The 17,492-nt window shown below is 66.7% G+C and carries 19 protein-coding genes; 9 read left to right on the top strand and 10 right to left on the bottom strand.

Features of this window, described 5'->3' with window-relative positions; translation table 11 throughout:
* Positions 1 to 32 precede the first annotated feature (32 nt).
* Positions 33 to 695 (top strand): peroxiredoxin-like family protein, encoded by a 663-nt coding sequence (locus tag AC1DZT_RS00185; RefSeq protein ID WP_478004566.1) that lies wholly within the window; start codon positions 33 to 35, stop codon positions 693 to 695.
* Positions 696 to 711: 16 nt separating this feature from the next.
* Positions 712 to 1,338, top strand: a complete 627-nt coding sequence (locus AC1DZT_RS00180; RefSeq protein ID WP_478004565.1) for a glutathione S-transferase family protein — start codon at positions 712 to 714, stop codon at positions 1,336 to 1,338.
* Between the two features lie 12 nt (positions 1,339 to 1,350).
* Here AC1DZT_RS00180 and AC1DZT_RS00175 read toward each other — a convergent pair whose 3' ends face one another.
* The 4 genes from AC1DZT_RS00175 to AC1DZT_RS00160 form a co-directional block, all read right to left on the bottom strand.
* Positions 1,351 to 2,415 carry an ABC transporter ATP-binding protein gene (locus AC1DZT_RS00175; RefSeq protein WP_478004564.1) on the bottom strand — a complete coding sequence of 355 codons (1,065 nt, stop codon included), beginning with the start codon at positions 2,413 to 2,415 and terminating at the stop codon, positions 1,351 to 1,353.
* Positions 2,412 to 3,236 carry an ABC transporter permease gene (locus AC1DZT_RS00170; protein WP_478004563.1) on the bottom strand — a complete coding sequence of 275 codons (825 nt, stop codon included), beginning with the start codon at positions 3,234 to 3,236 and terminating at the stop codon, positions 2,412 to 2,414. The genes AC1DZT_RS00175 and AC1DZT_RS00170 overlap by 4 nt, the downstream gene beginning before the upstream one ends.
* Positions 3,233 to 4,102 carry an ABC transporter permease gene (locus AC1DZT_RS00165; RefSeq protein ID WP_478005069.1) on the bottom strand — a complete coding sequence of 290 codons (870 nt, stop codon included), beginning with the start codon at positions 4,100 to 4,102 and terminating at the stop codon, positions 3,233 to 3,235. The genes AC1DZT_RS00170 and AC1DZT_RS00165 overlap by 4 nt, the downstream gene beginning before the upstream one ends.
* Positions 4,103 to 4,231: 129 nt before the next feature.
* Positions 4,232 to 5,332: an ABC transporter substrate-binding protein gene (locus AC1DZT_RS00160; protein WP_478004562.1), complete on the bottom strand. Its 1,101-nt coding sequence runs from the start codon at positions 5,330 to 5,332 to the stop codon at positions 4,232 to 4,234.
* A 284-nt stretch (positions 5,333 to 5,616) separates the two neighbouring features.
* Here AC1DZT_RS00160 and AC1DZT_RS00155 point away from each other — a divergent pair, with 284 nt between their 5' ends.
* The 7 genes from AC1DZT_RS00155 to AC1DZT_RS00125 all read left to right on the top strand — a co-directional run bounded on the left by AC1DZT_RS00155 (position 5,617) and on the right by AC1DZT_RS00125 (position 11,230).
* On the top strand, positions 5,617 to 6,669 hold the full coding sequence (locus tag AC1DZT_RS00155; protein ID WP_478004561.1) for a type III polyketide synthase: 1,053 nt from the start codon (positions 5,617 to 5,619) through the stop codon (positions 6,667 to 6,669).
* On the top strand, positions 6,666 to 7,172 hold the full coding sequence (locus AC1DZT_RS00150) for an isoprenylcysteine carboxyl methyltransferase family protein (RefSeq protein WP_478004560.1): 507 nt from the start codon (positions 6,666 to 6,668) through the stop codon (positions 7,170 to 7,172). Before AC1DZT_RS00155 ends, AC1DZT_RS00150 begins: the two co-directional genes overlap by 4 nt.
* Positions 7,159 to 8,706: a DHA2 family efflux MFS transporter permease subunit gene (locus tag AC1DZT_RS00145; RefSeq protein ID WP_478004559.1), complete on the top strand. Its 1,548-nt coding sequence runs from the start codon at positions 7,159 to 7,161 to the stop codon at positions 8,704 to 8,706. The genes AC1DZT_RS00150 and AC1DZT_RS00145 overlap by 14 nt, the downstream gene beginning before the upstream one ends.
* A gap of 52 nt (positions 8,707 to 8,758) precedes the next feature.
* On the top strand, positions 8,759 to 9,178 hold the full coding sequence (locus tag AC1DZT_RS00140) for a CopG family transcriptional regulator (protein ID WP_478004558.1): 420 nt from the start codon (positions 8,759 to 8,761) through the stop codon (positions 9,176 to 9,178).
* 24 nt (positions 9,179 to 9,202) lie between these two features.
* Positions 9,203 to 10,348 (top strand): extracellular catalytic domain type 1 short-chain-length polyhydroxyalkanoate depolymerase, encoded by a 1,146-nt coding sequence (locus AC1DZT_RS00135; protein WP_478004557.1) that lies wholly within the window; start codon positions 9,203 to 9,205, stop codon positions 10,346 to 10,348.
* An 88-nt stretch (positions 10,349 to 10,436) separates the two neighbouring features.
* Positions 10,437 to 10,688, top strand: a complete 252-nt coding sequence (locus AC1DZT_RS00130) for a GlsB/YeaQ/YmgE family stress response membrane protein (protein ID WP_478004556.1) — start codon at positions 10,437 to 10,439, stop codon at positions 10,686 to 10,688.
* A 62-nt stretch (positions 10,689 to 10,750) separates the two neighbouring features.
* Positions 10,751 to 11,230 carry a YidB family protein gene (locus AC1DZT_RS00125; RefSeq protein WP_478004555.1) on the top strand — a complete coding sequence of 160 codons (480 nt, stop codon included), beginning with the start codon at positions 10,751 to 10,753 and terminating at the stop codon, positions 11,228 to 11,230.
* A 74-nt stretch (positions 11,231 to 11,304) separates the two neighbouring features.
* Here AC1DZT_RS00125 and AC1DZT_RS00120 read toward each other — a convergent pair whose 3' ends face one another.
* From AC1DZT_RS00120 to AC1DZT_RS00095, 6 genes are all read right to left on the bottom strand, one after another.
* The gene (locus AC1DZT_RS00120; protein ID WP_478004554.1) at positions 11,305 to 12,378 is read right to left on the bottom strand and encodes an ABC transporter ATP-binding protein; all 1,074 of its coding nucleotides are present in this window, start codon (positions 12,376 to 12,378) and stop codon (positions 11,305 to 11,307) included.
* Entirely contained in the window at positions 12,375 to 13,292 is a 918-nt protein-coding gene (locus tag AC1DZT_RS00115; protein ID WP_478004553.1) for a carbohydrate kinase family protein, read from the bottom strand. Before AC1DZT_RS00115 ends, AC1DZT_RS00120 begins: the two co-directional genes overlap by 4 nt.
* 2 nt (positions 13,293 to 13,294) lie before the next feature.
* Complete coding sequence (locus AC1DZT_RS00110; protein WP_478004552.1) at positions 13,295 to 14,317, bottom strand: SIS domain-containing protein; 1,023 nt, start codon at positions 14,315 to 14,317, stop codon at positions 13,295 to 13,297.
* On the bottom strand, positions 14,314 to 15,117 hold the full coding sequence (locus tag AC1DZT_RS00105) for a carbohydrate ABC transporter permease (protein WP_478004551.1): 804 nt from the start codon (positions 15,115 to 15,117) through the stop codon (positions 14,314 to 14,316). The genes AC1DZT_RS00110 and AC1DZT_RS00105 overlap by 4 nt, the downstream gene beginning before the upstream one ends.
* 41 nt (positions 15,118 to 15,158) lie before the next feature.
* Positions 15,159 to 16,043 (bottom strand): carbohydrate ABC transporter permease, encoded by an 885-nt coding sequence (locus AC1DZT_RS00100; protein WP_478004550.1) that lies wholly within the window; start codon positions 16,041 to 16,043, stop codon positions 15,159 to 15,161.
* 88 nt (positions 16,044 to 16,131) lie between these two features.
* On the bottom strand, positions 16,132 to 17,367 hold the full coding sequence (locus AC1DZT_RS00095) for an extracellular solute-binding protein (protein WP_478004549.1): 1,236 nt from the start codon (positions 17,365 to 17,367) through the stop codon (positions 16,132 to 16,134).
* Between the last annotated feature and the right edge of the window lie 125 nt (positions 17,368 to 17,492).

Genomic DNA, 17,492 nt, shown 5'->3' with positions numbered 1-17,492 from the left:
GCCCCGCTCCTGTCACGCCCGAGGATGCCATGATGACCCTTGCCCCGCTGCAACCCGCCCTCGACAGCTTTCGCGACGACTGGGAGGCGCGGGTCGGCCCGGAGGCGGCGCGCTTTGCCGCGGGCCAGATCGAAGCGTTGCGCGCCTCGGGACTGGTCGAGACCGCCGCAAAGGCGGGTGATGCCTGGCCCGGGGTGCCCCTGACCGACGCCCTGGGCAAAGGCTTCGATCTGGCGGCGCTGATGGCGCGGGGGCCGGTGGTCGTCACCTTCTACCGCGGCGGCTGGTGTCCCTATTGCAACCTCGAACTGCGCGCTTGGCAGGAGCGGCTGGCCGATCTCAAGGCGCTAGGCGCCACCCTCGTCGCCATCTCGCCAGAGCTGCCGGACCATGCGCTGACCACCGCAGAGAAGAACGCCCTGGCCTTCCCGGTCCTGTCGGATGCGGGCGGCGCGCAGGCGCAGGCGCTCGGCATCCGCTTTGCCTTTTCCGAGGCGCTGCGGGCGGTGTACGAGAAATCCGGCAACCTCCTGCCCGAGAAGAACGGCGATGGCAGCTGGACCCTGCCGGTCCCGGCGACCTTCGTCGTCGCCCGGGGCGGCCGCATCGCCGCCGCCTTCATCGAACCGGATTACCGCAAGCGGACCGACCCTGCCACCGTGCTGGCCCTGTTGCAGCACCCCCTGGAAGCCTGATCGCGGAGACCTCGCCATGCTGACGCTTTACGCCTTTTCCACCCCCAATTCCGTCAAGATCCCGATCGCCCTGGAAGAGCTGGGTCTGGACTACGACCTGCGCCCGGTGAACCTTCGCAAGGGGGAACAGCGCCTCGATGATTTCCTGGCGATCAACCCGAATGGCAAGGTTCCGGTCCTGGTGGACAACGGCCTGACCCTGGCCGAATCCGGCGCGATCCTGGTGCATCTGGCCGAAAAGACCGGGCGCCTGCTGCCGACCGATCCGGCGGCGCGGGCGCGGGCCTTCCAGTGGCTTTTCGTGCAGATATCGGGCACCGGTCCGGCCTTCGGGCAATCGGGCTACTGGCAGAAGCTGGCGCCCGAGCCGAACCCCGCCGCCATCGCCCGCTATCAGGCCGAGGCGGACCGGCTTGCCACGCTGATCGACGCGCATCTGGCGCAAAGCACCTGGTTCGCCGGCGCCGATTACTCGATCGCCGACATCGCCCATTTCGGCTGGTTCTGGCGGCGCGAGTTCGCCGGGATCGGGTTCGAGGGCCGCCCCTACCTCGCCCGCTGGTACGCCGCGATGGCGGCGCGCGGCGCGGTGCAGCGCGGCATCGCCCGGACCCTGGCCCTGGCCGAGCCTGCCACGGTCTGAGGGACCGCGCGCTCAGGCCAGAACGAGAATCTCTTGCGGCGGAATGCCGAGGCGCACCTCGTGGCCGATCTCGGGCAGGATCTCTCCGGTGCGGTTGAAACAGTCGATGCCGAGGGTGACATCCTGTGCCATCTCGGCCCGAAAGCGGACGATGGCACCCAGAAACTCGCGGGTTTGCAGGCGCCCGGCGAAGGTCTGCGACTTTTCCGCCTCGCCCGGGGTCATCAGGCGCAGCGATTCCGGCCGGAAGGCCAGGGTCAGCGCGCTGCCCACCGATTGCGGCACGACGCGGCCCAGCGACATCGGGCCGAGCGGGGTTTCCACCTGCCCCGTCTGCGCATCGCGCAGGGTGGCGGGCAGCATGTTCAAGGCGCCGATGAACTGGGCGACAAAACGGCTGGCCGGGCGGTTGTAGATCTGGTCCGGCGTGCCGACCTGTTCGGCCCGCCCGCCGTTCATCACCACCACGCGGTCCGAAACCGCCATCGCCTCTTCCTGGTCATGGGTCACGAAGAGGGTGGTGATCCCCAGCTCGCGCTGAATGGCGCGGATCTCGCCGCGCAGGGCAACGCGGATCTTGGCATCCAGCGCCGACAGGGGCTCGTCCAGCAGCAGGACCTTCGGGCGCGGGGCGATGGCGCGGGCCAGGGCCACGCGCTGCTGCTGGCCGCCCGACAGCTGGTAGGGATAGCGCGCGCCAAAGCCCGACAGGCCGACCATCGCCAGCATCTCGTCCACCCGGCGGGCGGTCTCGTCTGCGGGCACGCCGGAGACCTTCAGGCCAAAGGCCACGTTGCCCGCCACCGTCAGGTTCGGAAACAGCGCGTAAGACTGGAACATCATGCCGATCTTGCGCTGGTTCGGGCGCAGGGCGGTGACGTTCTGGCCGTCGATCTCGATCGCGCCAGAGGTCGGCGTCTCGAACCCGGCCACCATCCGCAACACCGTGGTCTTGCCGCAGCCCGAGGGCCCGAGCAGCGAGATGAACTCGCTGTCGCGCAGGGTCAGGTCGAAATTCTTGACCACCGTATTGGCGCCGAAGCTCTTTTGCAGGGCGCGCAGGTTCAGAAGGCTCATGGCGTGGGACTCATCTTCTTGGGCGACAGGCGGGACATCAGGCCTTTGCCGGGCTTCATTTGCGCGAAGGCCTGCATCAGCGCCATCAGCACCCAGGTCAGGGCAAAGCTCATGATCGCAAGGGCCGCCGGTTCATAGGCACGGTCCTGGCCAAGCTGCACCATATAGGGGCCGAAGGCCGGACGGTTGAGCAGGCTCGCGATGGCGAATTCGCCAAGGCAGATCGAAAAGGTCAGAAAGGCGCCAGAGACGACGGCGGCGCGGATGTTCGGGAAGATCACCGTGGCGATGATCCGCATCCGCGAGGCGCCAAGGCTTTCCGCCGCCTCGGTCAGGGTGGCGATGTCGATGGCGGCCATGCCGTTGTCGACGGCGCGGAACATGTAAGGCAGGGACAGCACGACATAGCCGATCACCAGAAGCACATTGGTGCCCCAGTCCGAAGTGGTCAGCGGCAGGAAGGAGCTGGAGCCGAACATCCGGATCTGCCCGAAGACCAGCACGACCGGCGGGATGATCAGCGGCAGCAGCGAGATAAACTCGATAACCGGGCGCAGTTTCGGCAGGCGCAGGCGCACCCAATAGGCGGTGGGCACCACCAAGAGCGCCCCCACCACGATGGCCGCCGCCGAGGCGAGGATCGAGAAGCTGACGGCATGGAGGAAGACCCCGTCCTTGAAGACAGAGGAGTAGGCCGCGAAGGACAGTGTCCCCCGCTTCATCTGCAAGGAGAATTGGAAGGCGGCATAAAGCGGCACGAAGAAGTAAAGGACGGCGGCCAGCGTGATGAGCGTTGGCCCAAGGCGGAAGCGGGGCTTCATTTCTGCCACCTCTCGGCACGTTGGCGCAGGAACAGGTAAAGCAGGTTCGACACCGACATGATCAGGATCATCCCCAGCGCCAAGGCATAGCCGAGGTTCGGGTTATAAAGCACATTGCCGCGGATCTGCTGGAACAGAAGGATCGGCACGACCGAGAAATTCGATCCGGTCAGCGCGATGACCGTGGCCAGCGTGCCGAAAGCATTGGCAAAGAGCAGAAGAAAACACCCCATGACCGAAGGCGCCAGCACCGGCGCGCCGACCAACCGCCAATATTGCCCGTCGCTGGCCCCCAGGCTTTCCGCCGCCTCGCGCCATTCGGGCTTCAGCCCTTCCAGCGCGGGGGTGATGACCAGAAGCATCAGGGGCATCTGGAAATACAGATAGGTGATCGCCAGCCCCCAGAAGGAAAACAGCGAAAAGCCGGTGCCATAAAGGTTGAAGCCGAAGATGTCGCGCAGCGCCATGGTCACCAGCCCCAGCCGCCCCAGCGTGGCGATGAAGGCAAAGGCCAGCGGCACCCCGGCGAAGTTCGAGGCGACGCCGGAAAAGGTCGTCAGCGCCCGGCGCAGCCAGACCGGCATCCCGCCGAGGATCAGCGCATGGGCCAGCATCAGCCCGGCCACCGTGCCTATGGCGGCAGAGGCAAGGCTCAGCCGGATCGACAGCCAGTAAGAGGCGGCGATCGTCGGCGCGGCAAGCCCGGCCATATTGGCAAGGGTGAAGCCGCCCTCCGGGGTCTGAAAGGCGCCCAGCACCAGGTAGGAGACCGGGGCGATCAGGAAGAGGAAGGTGAAGGACAGAAACGGCAAAGCCCCCAGCCAGGACCAGGTCAGGCGGCGGGTGGGCAGGGCGTCCTGGGCCATGCTGGTCTGGGTCACGGTGTGGCTCTTTCGCCTGGGGCGCGGAATGGACGAAACCCGAAGGGGAGCGGGGGAGCGCCGCTTCCCCCTCGGGTCGAGGGCAGAGGCCCGGCCTTGCGGCCGGGCAGAGGCTCAGTTGGCCCCCATCTCCTTGGCCCAGTTGTCGGCGGTCGCGGTCTTGGCGGCGCCCTGTTCGTCCAGCGTCGGGAAGACGGCCTTGGCATAGGCCTCGGCCGGGGGCAGCTTGGCCATCAGTTCGGCGGGCAGCGTGCCAGCCTTGGCCATCGCGTTGAAGCGGATCGGGTGGCAATAGCCCGAGAGCCAGCCGTTCTGGCCTTCGTCGGAATAGAGGTATTCCATCCAGAGCTTGGCGGCGTTGACATGCGGCGCATAGGCCGAGATCGCCTGGACATAAACACCGGCGATGACCGAGTCGGAGGGGATCACCACGTCAACCGGCGGGTTGCCGGCCAGCTTGTCGCGCATGGCGAGCAGGTTGTAATCCCAGTCGAAGTAGACCGGGGTGGTGCCCTGCGCGAGGTTCTGCGCCGAACCATTGACCGGCACCAGATTGCCCGAGGCCTTGAGGTCCTTCATGAAGCCGATCCCGGCGTTCAGCGCATCGGCGCCCGCCAGCTTGCCATCGGTCGACAGACCGGCGGCATAGACCGTCATCATCGAGGAGTTGCCGGTGCGCGGGTCGCCCGGCATGGCGACCGAGTTCGCGAACTTCGCATCCTTCAGGTCGGCGAAGCTTTTCGGCGCGTCCTTGACGACATCCTTGTTCACGCCCATCGCCAGCACGCCGTAATAATCGCCGTACCAATACCCTTCGGCATCCTTGACCGACTCCGGAATGTCGGCCCAGGTCGAGACCTTGTAGGGCTGGATCAGACCGTCCTTCTTGGCCGAGGGGCCAAAGCTCAGACCCACGTCGATGACGTCGGGCGCCTGCGGGCCGGTGTTGCCCTTGTTGGCCTTGATCGCCTCGATCTCGTCGCCCGAACCGGCATTGGGGTTCAGCTCGTTGACGGTGATCTCCGGGTACTTCTTCTTGAAGCCCTCGATCACGGCGCCGTAGTTGCACCAGTCATGCGGCAGGGCGATGACGGTCAGGGCACCCTCTTTCTTGGCGGCGGCTTCCAGATCGGCCATCGCATCGGCATGGGCGAGGCCCGCGGCCATCATGGCCAAGAGGCTGGCGCCGGCGAAAAGACCCTTTTGGGTGGACATGTCGTACTCCTGTTCTTTCAAGCAATCCCTGCGCCAGGGGCCTGCGGAAGGCAGGCGGCAGCCAAGGCGAGGTGGGTTCAGCTCACCGGGCGTGCCTACTGCGCCGCCATGACGGTTGGGTTTCAGTTTCATCAAGGATTTGCGACAAGCCGCCGAAAGGGTTTGCCCCTGCGGCGCGGTTTGCAGGCCACGGGAACCCGAATGCGGCCACGGCGTTTACTGGCATCAGTCCGAACCACCGCGGGCCGACAGTGTAACCGCCTCGGTGGCAAAGGATTTTCCCCGTGTCCCAGACGGTCAGATTGCTTTCGGTCGGTTCGGCCGTGCCCCCTCATGTGATCACCCAGCACCAGGCCGCGAAGGTCGCGCACGAGTCCTTCTCGGCGCGGTTCGACGATTTCGACCGTCTGGCCCAGGTCTTCGACAGCGCCGGAATCCGGCGACGCTATCTGACCCAGCCGCTGGACTGGTATCTGCAGCCGCTCGGCTGGGCGGCGCGCAACGCGGCCTTTCTGGAGGGCGCGCGCAACCTCTTCGTCGATGCGGCGTCCAAGGCGCTGACCGCGGCCGGGATCTCGGCCCATGCGGTGGATACCGTGGTGACCATCTCCTCCACCGGGCTTGCGACCCCGGGCATCGACGCCCGCGCGGCCGAGATCCTCGGCTTTCGCAGCGATATCGAGCGGGTGCCGGTCTTTGGCCTGGGCTGTGCCGGTGGGGTCACCGGGCTGGCGCTGGGCGCAAGGCTGGCACAATCGCGGCCTGGCAGCGTGGTGCTGGTCGTGGCGGTGGAGCTTTGCTCGGTCGCCTTCCGGATGGACAAGCTGACCAAGGAGAACATCGTGGCGACCGCCCTCTTCGGCGATGGCGCTGCGGCCTGCGTCCTGCGGGCGGGCACCGGCGGGCTGGCCGAGGTCGAGATGGCGGGTCAGCACACCTGGCCGGGCACGTTGGATATCATGGGCTGGGATGTGGACGACACCGGCCTGGGCGTGATCTTCGACCGCGCCATCCCGCCCTTTGCCGAGGCAAATATCGCCCCGGCGATCACGGATATCCTGGCCCGCAGCGGGCTTGTCCTGGGCGACATCGACCGATTCGCCTGCCATCCCGGCGGCGCCAAGGTGATCACCGCCCTGGAACGCGCCCTGACGCTGGAGCAGGGGGCGCTGGACCACGAACGCACGGTTCTGGCCGATTACGGCAACATGTCCGCCCCGACCGCGCTTTTTGTGCTGGAGCGGCTGATGCAGGCCGGTCTGCCGCAGCGCACGCTTCTGACCGCGATGGGACCGGGCTTCACCGCCAGCTGCGTCTCCCTGCAGGCCGCAGCATGACCGCCGCCGCCGTTCTTCTGGCGCTGGTGACGCTGGGCCGGCTGGGCGAGCTCTGGCTCGCCCAGCACAACACCGCGGCGCTAAAGGCGCGGGGCGCCTACGAGGTCGCGCCGGGGCATTATCCGCTGATCGTGACGCTGCATGCCGCCTGGCTGGCGGTGCTGTGGCTTTACGGGGCGGGCCAGCCGGTCGACCCGTTCTGGCTGGCGGTGTTTCTGGCGCTGCAAGTGCTGCGGGTCTGGGTTCTGTCGACCCTTGGGCCGCGCTGGACCACGCGGATCATCGTCCTGCCGGGTGCCCCCCTGGTCGCGCGCGGGCCTTACCGCCTTGTAAACCATCCGAATTACCTGGTGGTGGTGGGCGAGATCGCGGTCCTGCCCCTGTGTCTGGGCCTGCCCTGGGTGGCGCTGTTGTTCAGCGCCCTGAATGCGGCGGTTCTGGCCATTCGCATCCGGGCCGAAAACGCCGGGCTGAACCGCGGGCCGCGCGATGCAACCGCCTGAGGCCGCGCCCTCGGGCACGGTCCGCCCCGGCACCTGGCTGGGCTTTGCCGCCATGTGCATTGGCATGTTCATGGCGATTCTGGATGTGCAGATCGTCGCCACCTCGTTGCCGACGATCCAGGCCGCGCTGAAGATCGCCCCCGACCAGATGAGCTGGGTGCAGACCGCCTATCTGATCGCCGAGGTCATCGCCATTCCGCTGACCGGCCTGCTGATGCGGATGCTGACGATGCGCGGGCTGTTCGTCGGGGCGCTGACGCTGTTCACGCTCGCCTCGGTCGGCTGTGCGGCGGCGGGGAGCTTTCCGACTCTGGTGGCCTGGCGCGTGCTGCAGGGCCTGGCGGGCGGCACGCTGATCCCTTCGGTCTTCGCGGCGGTGTTTCTGCTCTTTCCCGAACGGCGTCAGGGGATTGCCACGACCTTGGCCGGGGTGCTGGCTGTGCTGGCCCCGACCGTCGGCCCGGTCATCGGCGGCTGGATCACCGAGACCTATTCCTGGCACTGGCTGTTCCTGATCAACGTGGCTCCCGGCATCGCCGCGGTCCTGATCGGCGCGTTGATCCTGCCACGCGCGGCGGCGCGGCTGTCGCTGATCCGCTCGGTCGACCTTCTCGCCCTCGCGCTGCTGGCGATCGCCCTCGCCGCGCTGGAGATCGCGCTGAAAGAGGCGCCGCAGAGGGGCTGGCTATCCGGGCTGGTCCTGGGGCTGCTGGCGCTGGCCCTCCTCAGTGGGGCGGGCTTCGTGCGGCGCAGCCTGTCGGGGCCGACCCCGGTGGTCGATCTGCGCAGCTTTGCCGACCGCGGCTTTGCCCTGGGCTGCGCCCTCAGCTTCGTCCTGGGCATCGGCCTTTTCGGCTCGGTCTATCTGATGCCGGTGTTTCTGGCCTTCGTCCGCGGCCATGGCGCCTTCGAGATCGGCACGATCATGCTGGTGACCGGGGTGGCGCAGCTTCTGATGGCGCCGGTCGCCGTGGCGCTGGAACAGCGCAGCGATGCGCGGCTGCTGACTGCCTTCGGCTTTGGCCTCTTCGCAATCGGCCTCGGGTTGAGCGGGTTTCAGACGCCGCAGACCGATGCCGCGGGGATGTTCTGGCCGCAGGTCCTGCGCGGCCTGGCCATCATGTTCTGCCTTCTGCCGCCGACCCGTCTGGCGCTTGGCCATCTCGCGGCCGACCGGGTGCCCGATGCCAGCGGCCTCTTCAATCTGATGCGCAATCTGGGCGGGGCCATCGGTCTCGCCCTGATCGACACGGTGATCTATTCCCGCGCCCCGGTCCATGCCAGGGATCTGATGGAGCGGCTGCAGGGGGCAGACGCAACCGCGGCGCAGTTCGTCGGCATCCCGGCCGAGGTCTTCGCCGCCATGCCGCCCGGCCCGATCGACCCCGCGACCGCTTCCCTTCTGGCGCCCCTTCTGGAAAAGGCCGCGCTGACCGCCGCGATCAATGACGCCTGGCTGATGATCGCTTCCCTGACCATCGCGGCGCTGCTCTGCGTGCCATTTGCCCGCAGGTCCCCCGGAAAACCCTTGTAATCGAAAGGTGAACCTCCATATACCATCCATACAGATGGTTCATGGAGGGTTCATGCCGAAACCTATGCTGGTCACACCGACCAAGGTGCCCGAGTCTGAAAAGCTGACCATCAACCTCGGTTATGTCGATCTGGGCCAGATCGAGCTTCTGGTGCAGGAAGGCTTCTACTCCAACCGCAGCGATTTCATCCGCACCGCGATCCGCAACCAGATCGAGCGGCACGCTGACACGGTGCGCCAGCTCGTCACCCGCAAAAGCGTCGACCTGGGCGTGCGTCACATCACCAAGGCCGAGCTGACCGCGGCAGAGGCGGCGGGCGAGATGATGGACATCAGGGTTCTTGGCCTTGCTGTCATGGCGCCCGACATATCCGCCGAACTGGCGCGTGCCACGATCGGCGCGCTGAGCGTCCTTGGCGCGCTGCAGGCCAGCGAGGCGGTCAAGGCCGCCCTCGCCGACCGGATCAGCTGACCCCCTTTTCAAGAAAGCATTCCGATGAACAATCCTTTCAAACGCGGCATGGCCAAGGCCACCGAACTCACCCGCTCCGGCAAGCTGAAAGAGGCGACCGAGGCGATCCAGGCCCTGCTGTCGGGCGGCAAGGCCGAGGCGAACCCGGCGCGGGACGATGCCACGATCGACGGCACCTTCACCCGGGTCGGGCCGGACACCGCTCCGCCTCAGGCCAAGGCCCGCAAGGCGCGGCCGCTGGCCACCCCGCTCGCCGAAACGCTGCGCAAGATTGCTGCGGGCGGCATGCCGGTGCGGGGGCCGCTCGGCGGGGCCGGGCCGCTGCCCGTGGGGGCAGAATTCCTGTCGCTGACCCACACCAGCCCGCAGGGCAGCCGCAGCTACCGGCTTTACATCCCGGTCAAGCGGGGCAAGGGGCCGATGCCCCTGATCGTCATGCTGCATGGCTGCACGCAAAGCCCCGAGGATTTCGCCGCAGGCACCGGGATGAACGCCCTGGCGGAAGAGTTCGGCTGCCTCGTCGCCTATCCGGCCCAGCCCTCCGGCGCCAATGCGCAGAAATGCTGGAACTGGTACCGCCCAGAGGATCAGCACCGCGACAGGGGCGAGCCGGCGCTGATCGCCGGTCTGACCCGCGACATCTGGCGCGACCACCAGGGCGATCCGGCGCGGACCTATGTGGCCGGCCTCTCGGCGGGCGGGGCGGCGGCGGTCGTGGTGGCCGCGGCCTATCCCGAGATCTTCAGCGCGGTCGGCGTCCATTCCGGCCTGCCCGCGGGCAGCGCGCGCGACGTGCCTTCCGCCTTCGCCGCGATGCGCGGCGGGGCCAAGGGTCGCCCGCACCAGACCATCGTGCCGACCGTGGTGTTTCAGGGCCTCTCCGACAGCACGGTGCATCCCGACAACGGCACCGCGGTCCTGACCCAGGCCTTGCAGGCCATGCCGCCGCTGCGCGCCACGACGCGGCAAGATGTCTCTGACGGCGGGCGCCGCTACCGTGCCACGCGGCATCACCATGCCGATGGCCGCAGCCTCGCCGAATATTGGGAGATCGACGGCATGGGCCATGCCTGGGCCGGCGGCAAGTCCGCCGGAAGCTATACCGACCCCGAAGGCCCCGACGCCTCGCGCGAAATGCTGCGGTTCTTTCTGCAGCACCAGAAGAACTGACCCCGACAAAGGTTAATTGCTGACGCGAGGGAACAAGTCACGGACTGGTGCGTTGATGCCGCGAAGATTTCAACAACAGGAGGCCAACGTGGGTATCATCTGGACCATCATCATCGGTTTCGTCGCGGGTGTGATCGCGAAATTCGTCACCCCGGGCAGCAATGAGCCCGCGGGCTTCGTCCTGACCGCCATCCTGGGCATCATCGGCGCTTTCGTCGCGACCTTCCTCGGTCAAAGCCTCGGCTGGTATGCGCCGGGCGAAGGCGCCGGGCTGATCGGGGCCGTCGTCGGCGCCGTCATCGTTCTTCTCGTCTGGGGGATGATGCGCAAGCGCGCCTGATCCCCTGCCCCCCGCGTGACCCCGGCTTGCCGGGCGTCACCCCCCTTCAGCGGAGATTCATCATGTCAAGATCGACACCTTCCTTGCTTGCCCTGCTTGGTCTGGCCGCCGTCGCAGGCTACCAGAACCGTGACAAGATCAGCGGAATGCTGGCTGATGCCCGCCAGAGGGCGGCGACAGCCGGCGCGGCCCCCGCCTATCAGACCTCCCCGCAAAGCGGCGGCTTTCTGGCCGATATCGGCCAGTTCCTGCAATCCAATCACCTCTCCACCGCCTTGAACGACCTCATGGACCGTTTCAAGATCGCGGGTCCGGCGGCAGCCGCCGACAGCTGGATTTCAGACCGGCCCAACATGCCGATCGCGACTGACGAGCTGGCCAATGCCCTCGGCTCCGATACGCTGACCGAACTGTCGGAAAAGACCGGCCTGTCGCGTGACGAGCTGTTGTTGCGCCTGAAAGAGGCGCTGCCCGAGGTGGTCAACGGCTTCACCCCGCAGGGCCGCATCCCGACCGAGGGCGATCTCAAGTCCCTCGTCTGACCTGACGACCCCAGGCGTGACCCCGCAGCCAGGGTGAATGCTTGGCAGCGGGGTCATTTCATTTTGGGGCAGCCTCAAAGGTCGAGCAATTGCACCTCGGTCCGCGCCCCGCTTGCCACCTCGAAGGCCGAGAGACGGTCGGGCATGACGAACAGATCCAAGCTCTGCCCCGGTTCGGCCGGAAACTCTGCCGGAACGGTGGCGGTCAGCGGCGTTCCGGCGAGGTCGAGGGTCACGATCTGTTCCGGCCCGGTCAGTTCGACCATGGTGATCCCGCCGGACAGGGCCAGACTTCCGGGCATCGGCGTCGGCTTCAGGGCCTCGGGCCGGATGCCCACAAGGACCTCCGTCTCAGGCGCCACACAGGGCAGAACGGTCTGCGAGGTGCCAAGCCGCAGGCCACCCGCGACGGGCGTGGTGGGCAGCATGTTCATCGGCGGCGCGCCGATGAATTCGGCGACGAAGCGGGTGGCGGGGCGGTTGTAGATCTCGGCCGGGGAGCCCAGCTGTTCGATCCGGCCGCCGTTCATCACGGCAATGCGGGTGGCAAGGGTCATCGCCTCGATCTGGTCATGGGTGACATAGACCACCGTCACCTTCAGCATCTGGTGCAGGCGCTTGATCTCGTGCCGCATCTCCATCCGGAGCTTGGCGTCGAGGTTCGACAGCGGCTCGTCGAACAGGAACAGCTTGGGCTGGCGCACCATGGCCCGGCCGATGGCGACGCGCTGGCGCTGACCGCCGGAAAGATCGCCGGGCTTGCGGTCCAAAAGATGTTCGATCTGCAGCATCCGCGCCGCCTCGGCCACAGCCTTGTCGCGGCTGGCCTTGTCGACATTGCGCATTTCCAGCCCGAAGCCGATGTTCCGCGCCACCGAAAGGTTCGGGTAAAGCGCATAGGACTGGAAGACCATCGCAATGTCGCGGTCCTTCGGGTGCACCCCGTTCAGCACCCGCCCGTCCAGCAGGATCTGCCCCTCGGTCGTGTCGGCCAGACCGGAGATCATGCTGAGAAGCGTGGACTTGCCGCAGCCCGAAGCGCCGAGCAGAACAAGGAACTCGCCCGAACTGAGGCTCAGGTCGATGCCTTTCAGCGCCTGCGTCGTGCCGAAGGTCTTGTGGATGTCCTTGAGTTCAAGCGTGCTCATGCCAAGACTTCCTGCGTTGTATAGGACCGGGGAGAGGTGGAAACCGCGCGCGACGCCGTGGCCACCGCGCTTTCAAGAGCCGGGGCGAGGGGGACGCCCTGCGCAAGGGCGGCGAGGAAGGCCGCGTTGAACACATCCCCCGCGCCGATCGTGTCGCAGACCGTGACCCGTGGGGCCTTTGCCGCACAGGACTGGCCGTTCTGCTGCGCCATGGCCCCTTTCGGCCCCAGCTTGACCACGGCAATCCCGCCTTCTGGCAGCAGGGCGGCGAGGGCCGACAGCGCGCCCTTCGCCTCGGAGGCGCCGGTCAGGTTCATCGCCTCGACCTCGTTCAGAAGGACCATCGCGCTGCGACCGACCCAGCCGCGCATCCGGGCGCGCACCGCATCGGTCCAACCCTCGACCGGCCAGCCAGTATCCAGCGCCACCTTGACCCCGGATGCCGCGGCGCGGTCGAACAGAAGGTCATAATCCGCCACCAGTCGGTTCATCAGGAAACAGCCGCAAAGCAGCAGCGTGCCGCCCTTCAGCCGTGCCCAGTCGATCTGGCCCTCCACCTCGGGCCAGGTCAATTCCGGCAGATGGCCCAGCGTGCTGAGGAAGGTCCGCTCGCCATCGGGATGGGTCACGCCGACCGACAGCGCGGTCTTGGCGGCGCTGCGGGTCCAGCCCCTGGCGATGGCGCCAAAGCCCGCGCGCAGCCAGTCGCCGTAATGGTCAGACCCGGTGCTGGCGGCGCATTGGAAGGGCAGGCCCATCGCCTGCCAGGCCAGGGCGACATTGCCCGCCGCCCCGCCAACCCGCAGCTCGTCCTGCGGGCACAGCACTTCCGAACCCGGCGCGGGCCAGGGCGCCACCGGCCCGAGGATCAGGTCGACATTCACATTGCCGACCGTGGCAAGAGGGGTCTGCATCTTCATTCGACCTTCGTCACTTTCGAACAGCGCAGCGGCGTGCCGACATCGGCGACGCGGGAGGCTGCAAAATCCACCATGAACCGCTGCGCCGCCGGCAAGAGCGCGAAAGAGGCGGCAAGGCCCGAGGAGAGCTTGCAAGCGACCGTCACCGCCCCCGCCACCGGCGGCAGGCCCGAGGCGTCGAAGATGACGAGGGGCGAGGCGCTGGTGGCGAGGATGAAGCTGGCGAGGCTCGTCACATAGGGTGCCGAAGGATCGGCGGCGCGGAACATCACCACGCCAACCTCCGGCCCCAGCATCTCCACCGGGCCGTGGCGCAGCTGGCCGCCCTCCAGGCTGAAACAGGGCAGGCGCGACAGTTCGGTGAGGCCGAGGGCGATGGCCTCGGCCACGCCCTGCTGCGCGCGGGCCGAGGTGACGATGGTGCGCACCGCCGCCAGGGCGGTGACGGCAGCGGCAACCTCGGTCACCTGCGGCGCGGCCAGAACCGCCAGCGTCTCGGCCAGATCAGCGCCCAGCGCCTGCAGCACCGCCGCATGCAGCGCCAGCGTCACGGTCAGCGAGCGGGTCGCGGCAAAGGGGATCTCGGACCCGCCCGCGCCGACCAGACAGGTCGCCAGCCGGGCGAGCGAGGAGTTCGGCTCCATCGTCAGACCAAAGGTGTCCTTTGGCGCGTGACCCTCGGCGAACCAGCGCAGGACCTCGGCGCTTTCCCCCGATTGCGAGGCGACGATGACGCTGCACCCGGCAAGCGGCAGGGGTTTGTCCAGTTGTTCGGACAACGGCACGGCCACGGCGTCGATGCCCAGCGCGCGGTAGCACGGCTCCAAGGCGCGGCCCACGGCATGCGATCCGCCCATGCCGAGCATGACCAAACGATTGTTCGCTTTGATCGTCGCCGCAATGACGGCGGCCTTGTCCGTGTTCCCGGTGATCGTGTCGCGGCTGTCATCCATCTGGCGCGCCATCTCGGCATAAAGCGCGTTCAGCACCAGGTTCTGGGTTGCGGTATGGGTTGTCATCCTTTGACACCTCCGTTGGTCAGCCCGGAAATCAGGGCGCGTTGCATGAGAATGCCGATCAGAACCGGCGGCAGGGCGGCGATCACCCCGGCGGCGGCGATCATCCCGTAGTCGGAGACGCGGCCCCCGGCGAGGTCGGCAATCGCCACGGTGATGGTCTTGGCCTGTTCGGTGGAGGTGAAGAGGAGGGCGTAGAAGAACTCATCCCAAGCCAGGAGGAAGGCAAAGATCAGCGCGGTGGCGATGACCGGCATGGCCAAAGGCAGGATCACGATGCGCAACATCTGGTCCAGCCGCGCGCCGTCGATCGCCGCCGCCTGCTCCAGATCCTTCGGGATCGGGTCGAAACCGGCTTTCAAAAGCCAGGTGACGAAGGGCGCGAGGATGCTGAGGTACACCAGCGCCAGCCCGAAGACATTGTTCAGAAGGCCGAATTTCGACAGGATCAGGTAAAGCGGCACCGAAAGTGCCACCGGCGGCAGCATATAGGTCGCGATCACCCCGCCCAGCGTCCAGCCCAGTTGCGGATGGCGCGAGGCCGCCCATCCGGCGGGCACCCCCACCGCCAGCGCCGCCAGCGTCGCCATGCCCGCCACCTTCAGGCTGTTGCCGAGGGAGGCGAGGAAGGCCGCCCCCGCCGACCCCTCGTCCCGGCTGAGAAGGGTGGCATAGCGGGAAAGGTCCAGCGCCTCGGGCCACCAGTGCAGCGGCTTGGCCGAGAGGTCGGCGGCGGAGGAAATGCTCATCACGAAAAGCCAGGCCAGCGGGGCGAGGATGACCAGCGCGACCAGCAAGGCCATAATGTGAACGAATATTTGGAAACCACGCGATTGACGTTCCATCACCGCCCCTCCCCCGCCAGGCGCCGCATCAGCATGAGGTAAGCCACCGCCAGAACCGTGATCATCAGGGTGATCATCAGGGCCAGCGAGGCGCCCGAACCGGCCCGTTGAAAGGCGAAGGCCTCTTGGTAGACCAGGATCGACAGGCTGCGCGTCGTGTTGGCCGGCCCGCCCCGGGTCATGATCCAGATCAGGTCAAACACCTTGACCGCCTCGATCGTCCGCAAGACCAGCGCCACCAGCAGCGGCCCGACGAGATAGGGCATGGTCACATAGCGGAACCGCCGCCAGACATTGGCGCCATCCGAAATCGCCGCTGCGCGGATGTCATTCGGGATCGCCTGCAAGGCCGCCAGCGCGATCAGCGCGACCAAGGGGAAGTTCTTCCAGACATCGGCCACGATCAGCGCCACCATGGCCGAGCCCGGCTCGCCCAGCCAGGACCGGTAGTCGCTCATCAGCCCCATCCTGGTCAGCGCCGCGTTCAGCGCGCCATATTCCGGGTTGTAGATCAGCCGCCACAGCGTCGCATTGACCACCGTGGGCAGGGCCCAGGGCAGGATCATCAGCGCACGCAGCACGGTGCGGCCGTAGAATTGCTGGTTCAGCAGCAGCGCCACCAGCACGCCCAGGACCAGTTCGGCGCTGACCGACCACAGGGTGAATTTCAGCGTGGTGAAGAAGGCCGTGTGCAGGCTCGCGCTGCCCAGAAGCTTGATATAGTTCTGAAAACCCACAAAGGCGCCGCCGGTCCCCACCAGCTTGGCATCGCTGAAGGACAGGCGGACGGTGTCGATCAGCGGCCAGCCGATGACGGCCAGCATCACCAGAAGCAGGGGCAGCATCAGAAACCAGACACGCGGCGAAAGGCGTTCCGTGGACATCTCTATGGCCTTGTCAGAAGGGAGGAGGTCTTGGCCGGCCCGTGGCACGGCAGGGCCTGCGCCGCACGAAGGCAGCGCAGGCGAAGGGTCAGAGCCCGCTGTTTTCGGCGGCGCCTTGCAGCGCCTCTTCCGGCGCCGAATTGCCCAGAAGCGCCTCCTGGATGGCCTGTTGCAGGGCCAGCGACATTTCCTGATACTTCGGCGTCATCGGGCGCGGATACATCGCGGCCAGCCCGGTCTTGGCGGCGGCGATCAGCTCTTCCTGGCCCTTGGTCACCTCGGGATCGGTGTAGGAACTGGCCCAGATCGGCAGGCTCAGCTTGGCATAGGCGTTCTGCACCTTCTGCGAGGTCATGTAGGTGATGTAATCCCAGGCCTCACCGGGGTTCTTCGAGGTCGAGGTGACCCCCAGCCCCATCGAGCCGTTGACCGCCGAAACCTCCGACACGCCCTCGACCCCCGGCGCGGGCACCACGCCGACATCGCCCGCGACCTTGCTTTCCTTGGGGTCATTGGCGAGATTGTACATATAGGTCCAGTTCAGCGCGAAAGCCGCATCGCCGTTCTGGAAGACCTTGCGGACGTCTTCCTCCAGGAACTCTTTCGAGTTCGGGTTGGTCAGCCCGCTGGAATAGCTGTCGACCATGTAATTCAGCGCGGCAAGCCCGCCGCCAGTCTGGAAATCCGGCTTGCCGTCCTTGATGAAGTCACCGCCATTGGCGCTGAGGAGCGTGGTGTAATCGCAGATCGCGGCCTCGGCCTGCGACCAGCTCCAGGCGATCGGGAACTTGACGATGCCGGCGTCCTTGATCTTCTGCGCATCGGCCTTCAGCTCGGCCCAGGTCTTGGGCGGGGTGTCGATCCCGGCCTTCTTCAGCATGGCCTTGTTATAGAACAGATATTTGGTATCGAGAATCCAGGGCATGCCATAGGACTTGCCGTCATAGGTGACCGTGGTCCAGGCGCCGGGCAGGACGCCGGATTTCATCTCGGGCGTGATCTTGTCGGTGACATCGACCAGCACCTTGTTCGTGGCATATTCGGCAGGCCAGATCACGTCGAACAGCACGACGTCATAGCCACCGCCCGCGCCCTGCGACAGCACGGTCTTGTCGTGCAGGCCTTCGTAGGGGACGAATTCCAGATGCACCTTCACATCCGGATGGGCGGCTTCATAGCCTGCGGTCATCGCCCGGATGTCATCTTCGCTATAGGCCGCCTGCGCCATGAAGAGCGCGTTCAGCGTCGTCTCGGCCTGGGCCAGACCGGTCAGCCCGAAAAGGGCGGTCGCGGCAAGAAGCGGCGCGTGCAAGGGGGATTTCATGGGTCTCTCCTGTTGGATCGGTGGGAGCGCATCTGCCGGACCTTCCTCTGCGGGTATTTAGTCCAACTGATGGACTTAATAATTGCGCCGCGCCCCGTGACATGTCAATGTCTTTTTCATGACGG

The sequence above is a fragment of the Rhodobacter sp. P1_C2 genome, assembly GCF_056406375.1.
This window is presented reverse-complemented; position numbering and strand designations above follow the sequence as displayed.

Coding starts and splice junctions, on each gene's coding strand:
- AC1DZT_RS00185 (WP_478004566.1), top strand. CDS start 33: ATGACCCTTGCCCCGCTGCAACCCGCCCTCGACAGCTTTCGCGACGAC.
- AC1DZT_RS00180 (WP_478004565.1), top strand. CDS start 712: ATGCTGACGCTTTACGCCTTTTCCACCCCCAATTCCGTCAAGATCCCG.
- AC1DZT_RS00175 (WP_478004564.1), bottom strand. CDS start 2,415: ATGAGCCTTCTGAACCTGCGCGCCCTGCAAAAGAGCTTCGGCGCCAAT.
- AC1DZT_RS00170 (WP_478004563.1), bottom strand. CDS start 3,236: ATGAAGCCCCGCTTCCGCCTTGGGCCAACGCTCATCACGCTGGCCGCC.
- AC1DZT_RS00165 (WP_478005069.1), bottom strand. CDS start 4,102: ATGGCCCAGGACGCCCTGCCCACCCGCCGCCTGACCTGGTCCTGGCTG.
- AC1DZT_RS00160 (WP_478004562.1), bottom strand. CDS start 5,332: ATGTCCACCCAAAAGGGTCTTTTCGCCGGCGCCAGCCTCTTGGCCATG.
- AC1DZT_RS00150 (WP_478004560.1), top strand. CDS start 6,666: ATGACCGCCGCCGCCGTTCTTCTGGCGCTGGTGACGCTGGGCCGGCTG.
- AC1DZT_RS00145 (WP_478004559.1), top strand. CDS start 7,159: ATGCAACCGCCTGAGGCCGCGCCCTCGGGCACGGTCCGCCCCGGCACC.
- AC1DZT_RS00140 (WP_478004558.1), top strand. CDS start 8,759: ATGCCGAAACCTATGCTGGTCACACCGACCAAGGTGCCCGAGTCTGAA.
- AC1DZT_RS00135 (WP_478004557.1), top strand. CDS start 9,203: ATGAACAATCCTTTCAAACGCGGCATGGCCAAGGCCACCGAACTCACC.
- AC1DZT_RS00125 (WP_478004555.1), top strand. CDS start 10,751: ATGTCAAGATCGACACCTTCCTTGCTTGCCCTGCTTGGTCTGGCCGCC.
- AC1DZT_RS00120 (WP_478004554.1), bottom strand. CDS start 12,378: ATGAGCACGCTTGAACTCAAGGACATCCACAAGACCTTCGGCACGACG.
- AC1DZT_RS00115 (WP_478004553.1), bottom strand. CDS start 13,292: ATGCAGACCCCTCTTGCCACGGTCGGCAATGTGAATGTCGACCTGATC.
- AC1DZT_RS00110 (WP_478004552.1), bottom strand. CDS start 14,317: ATGACAACCCATACCGCAACCCAGAACCTGGTGCTGAACGCGCTTTAT.
- AC1DZT_RS00105 (WP_478004551.1), bottom strand. CDS start 15,117: ATGGCCTTGCTGGTCGCGCTGGTCATCCTCGCCCCGCTGGCCTGGCTT.
- AC1DZT_RS00100 (WP_478004550.1), bottom strand. CDS start 16,043: ATGTCCACGGAACGCCTTTCGCCGCGTGTCTGGTTTCTGATGCTGCCC.
- AC1DZT_RS00095 (WP_478004549.1), bottom strand. CDS start 17,367: ATGAAATCCCCCTTGCACGCGCCGCTTCTTGCCGCGACCGCCCTTTTC.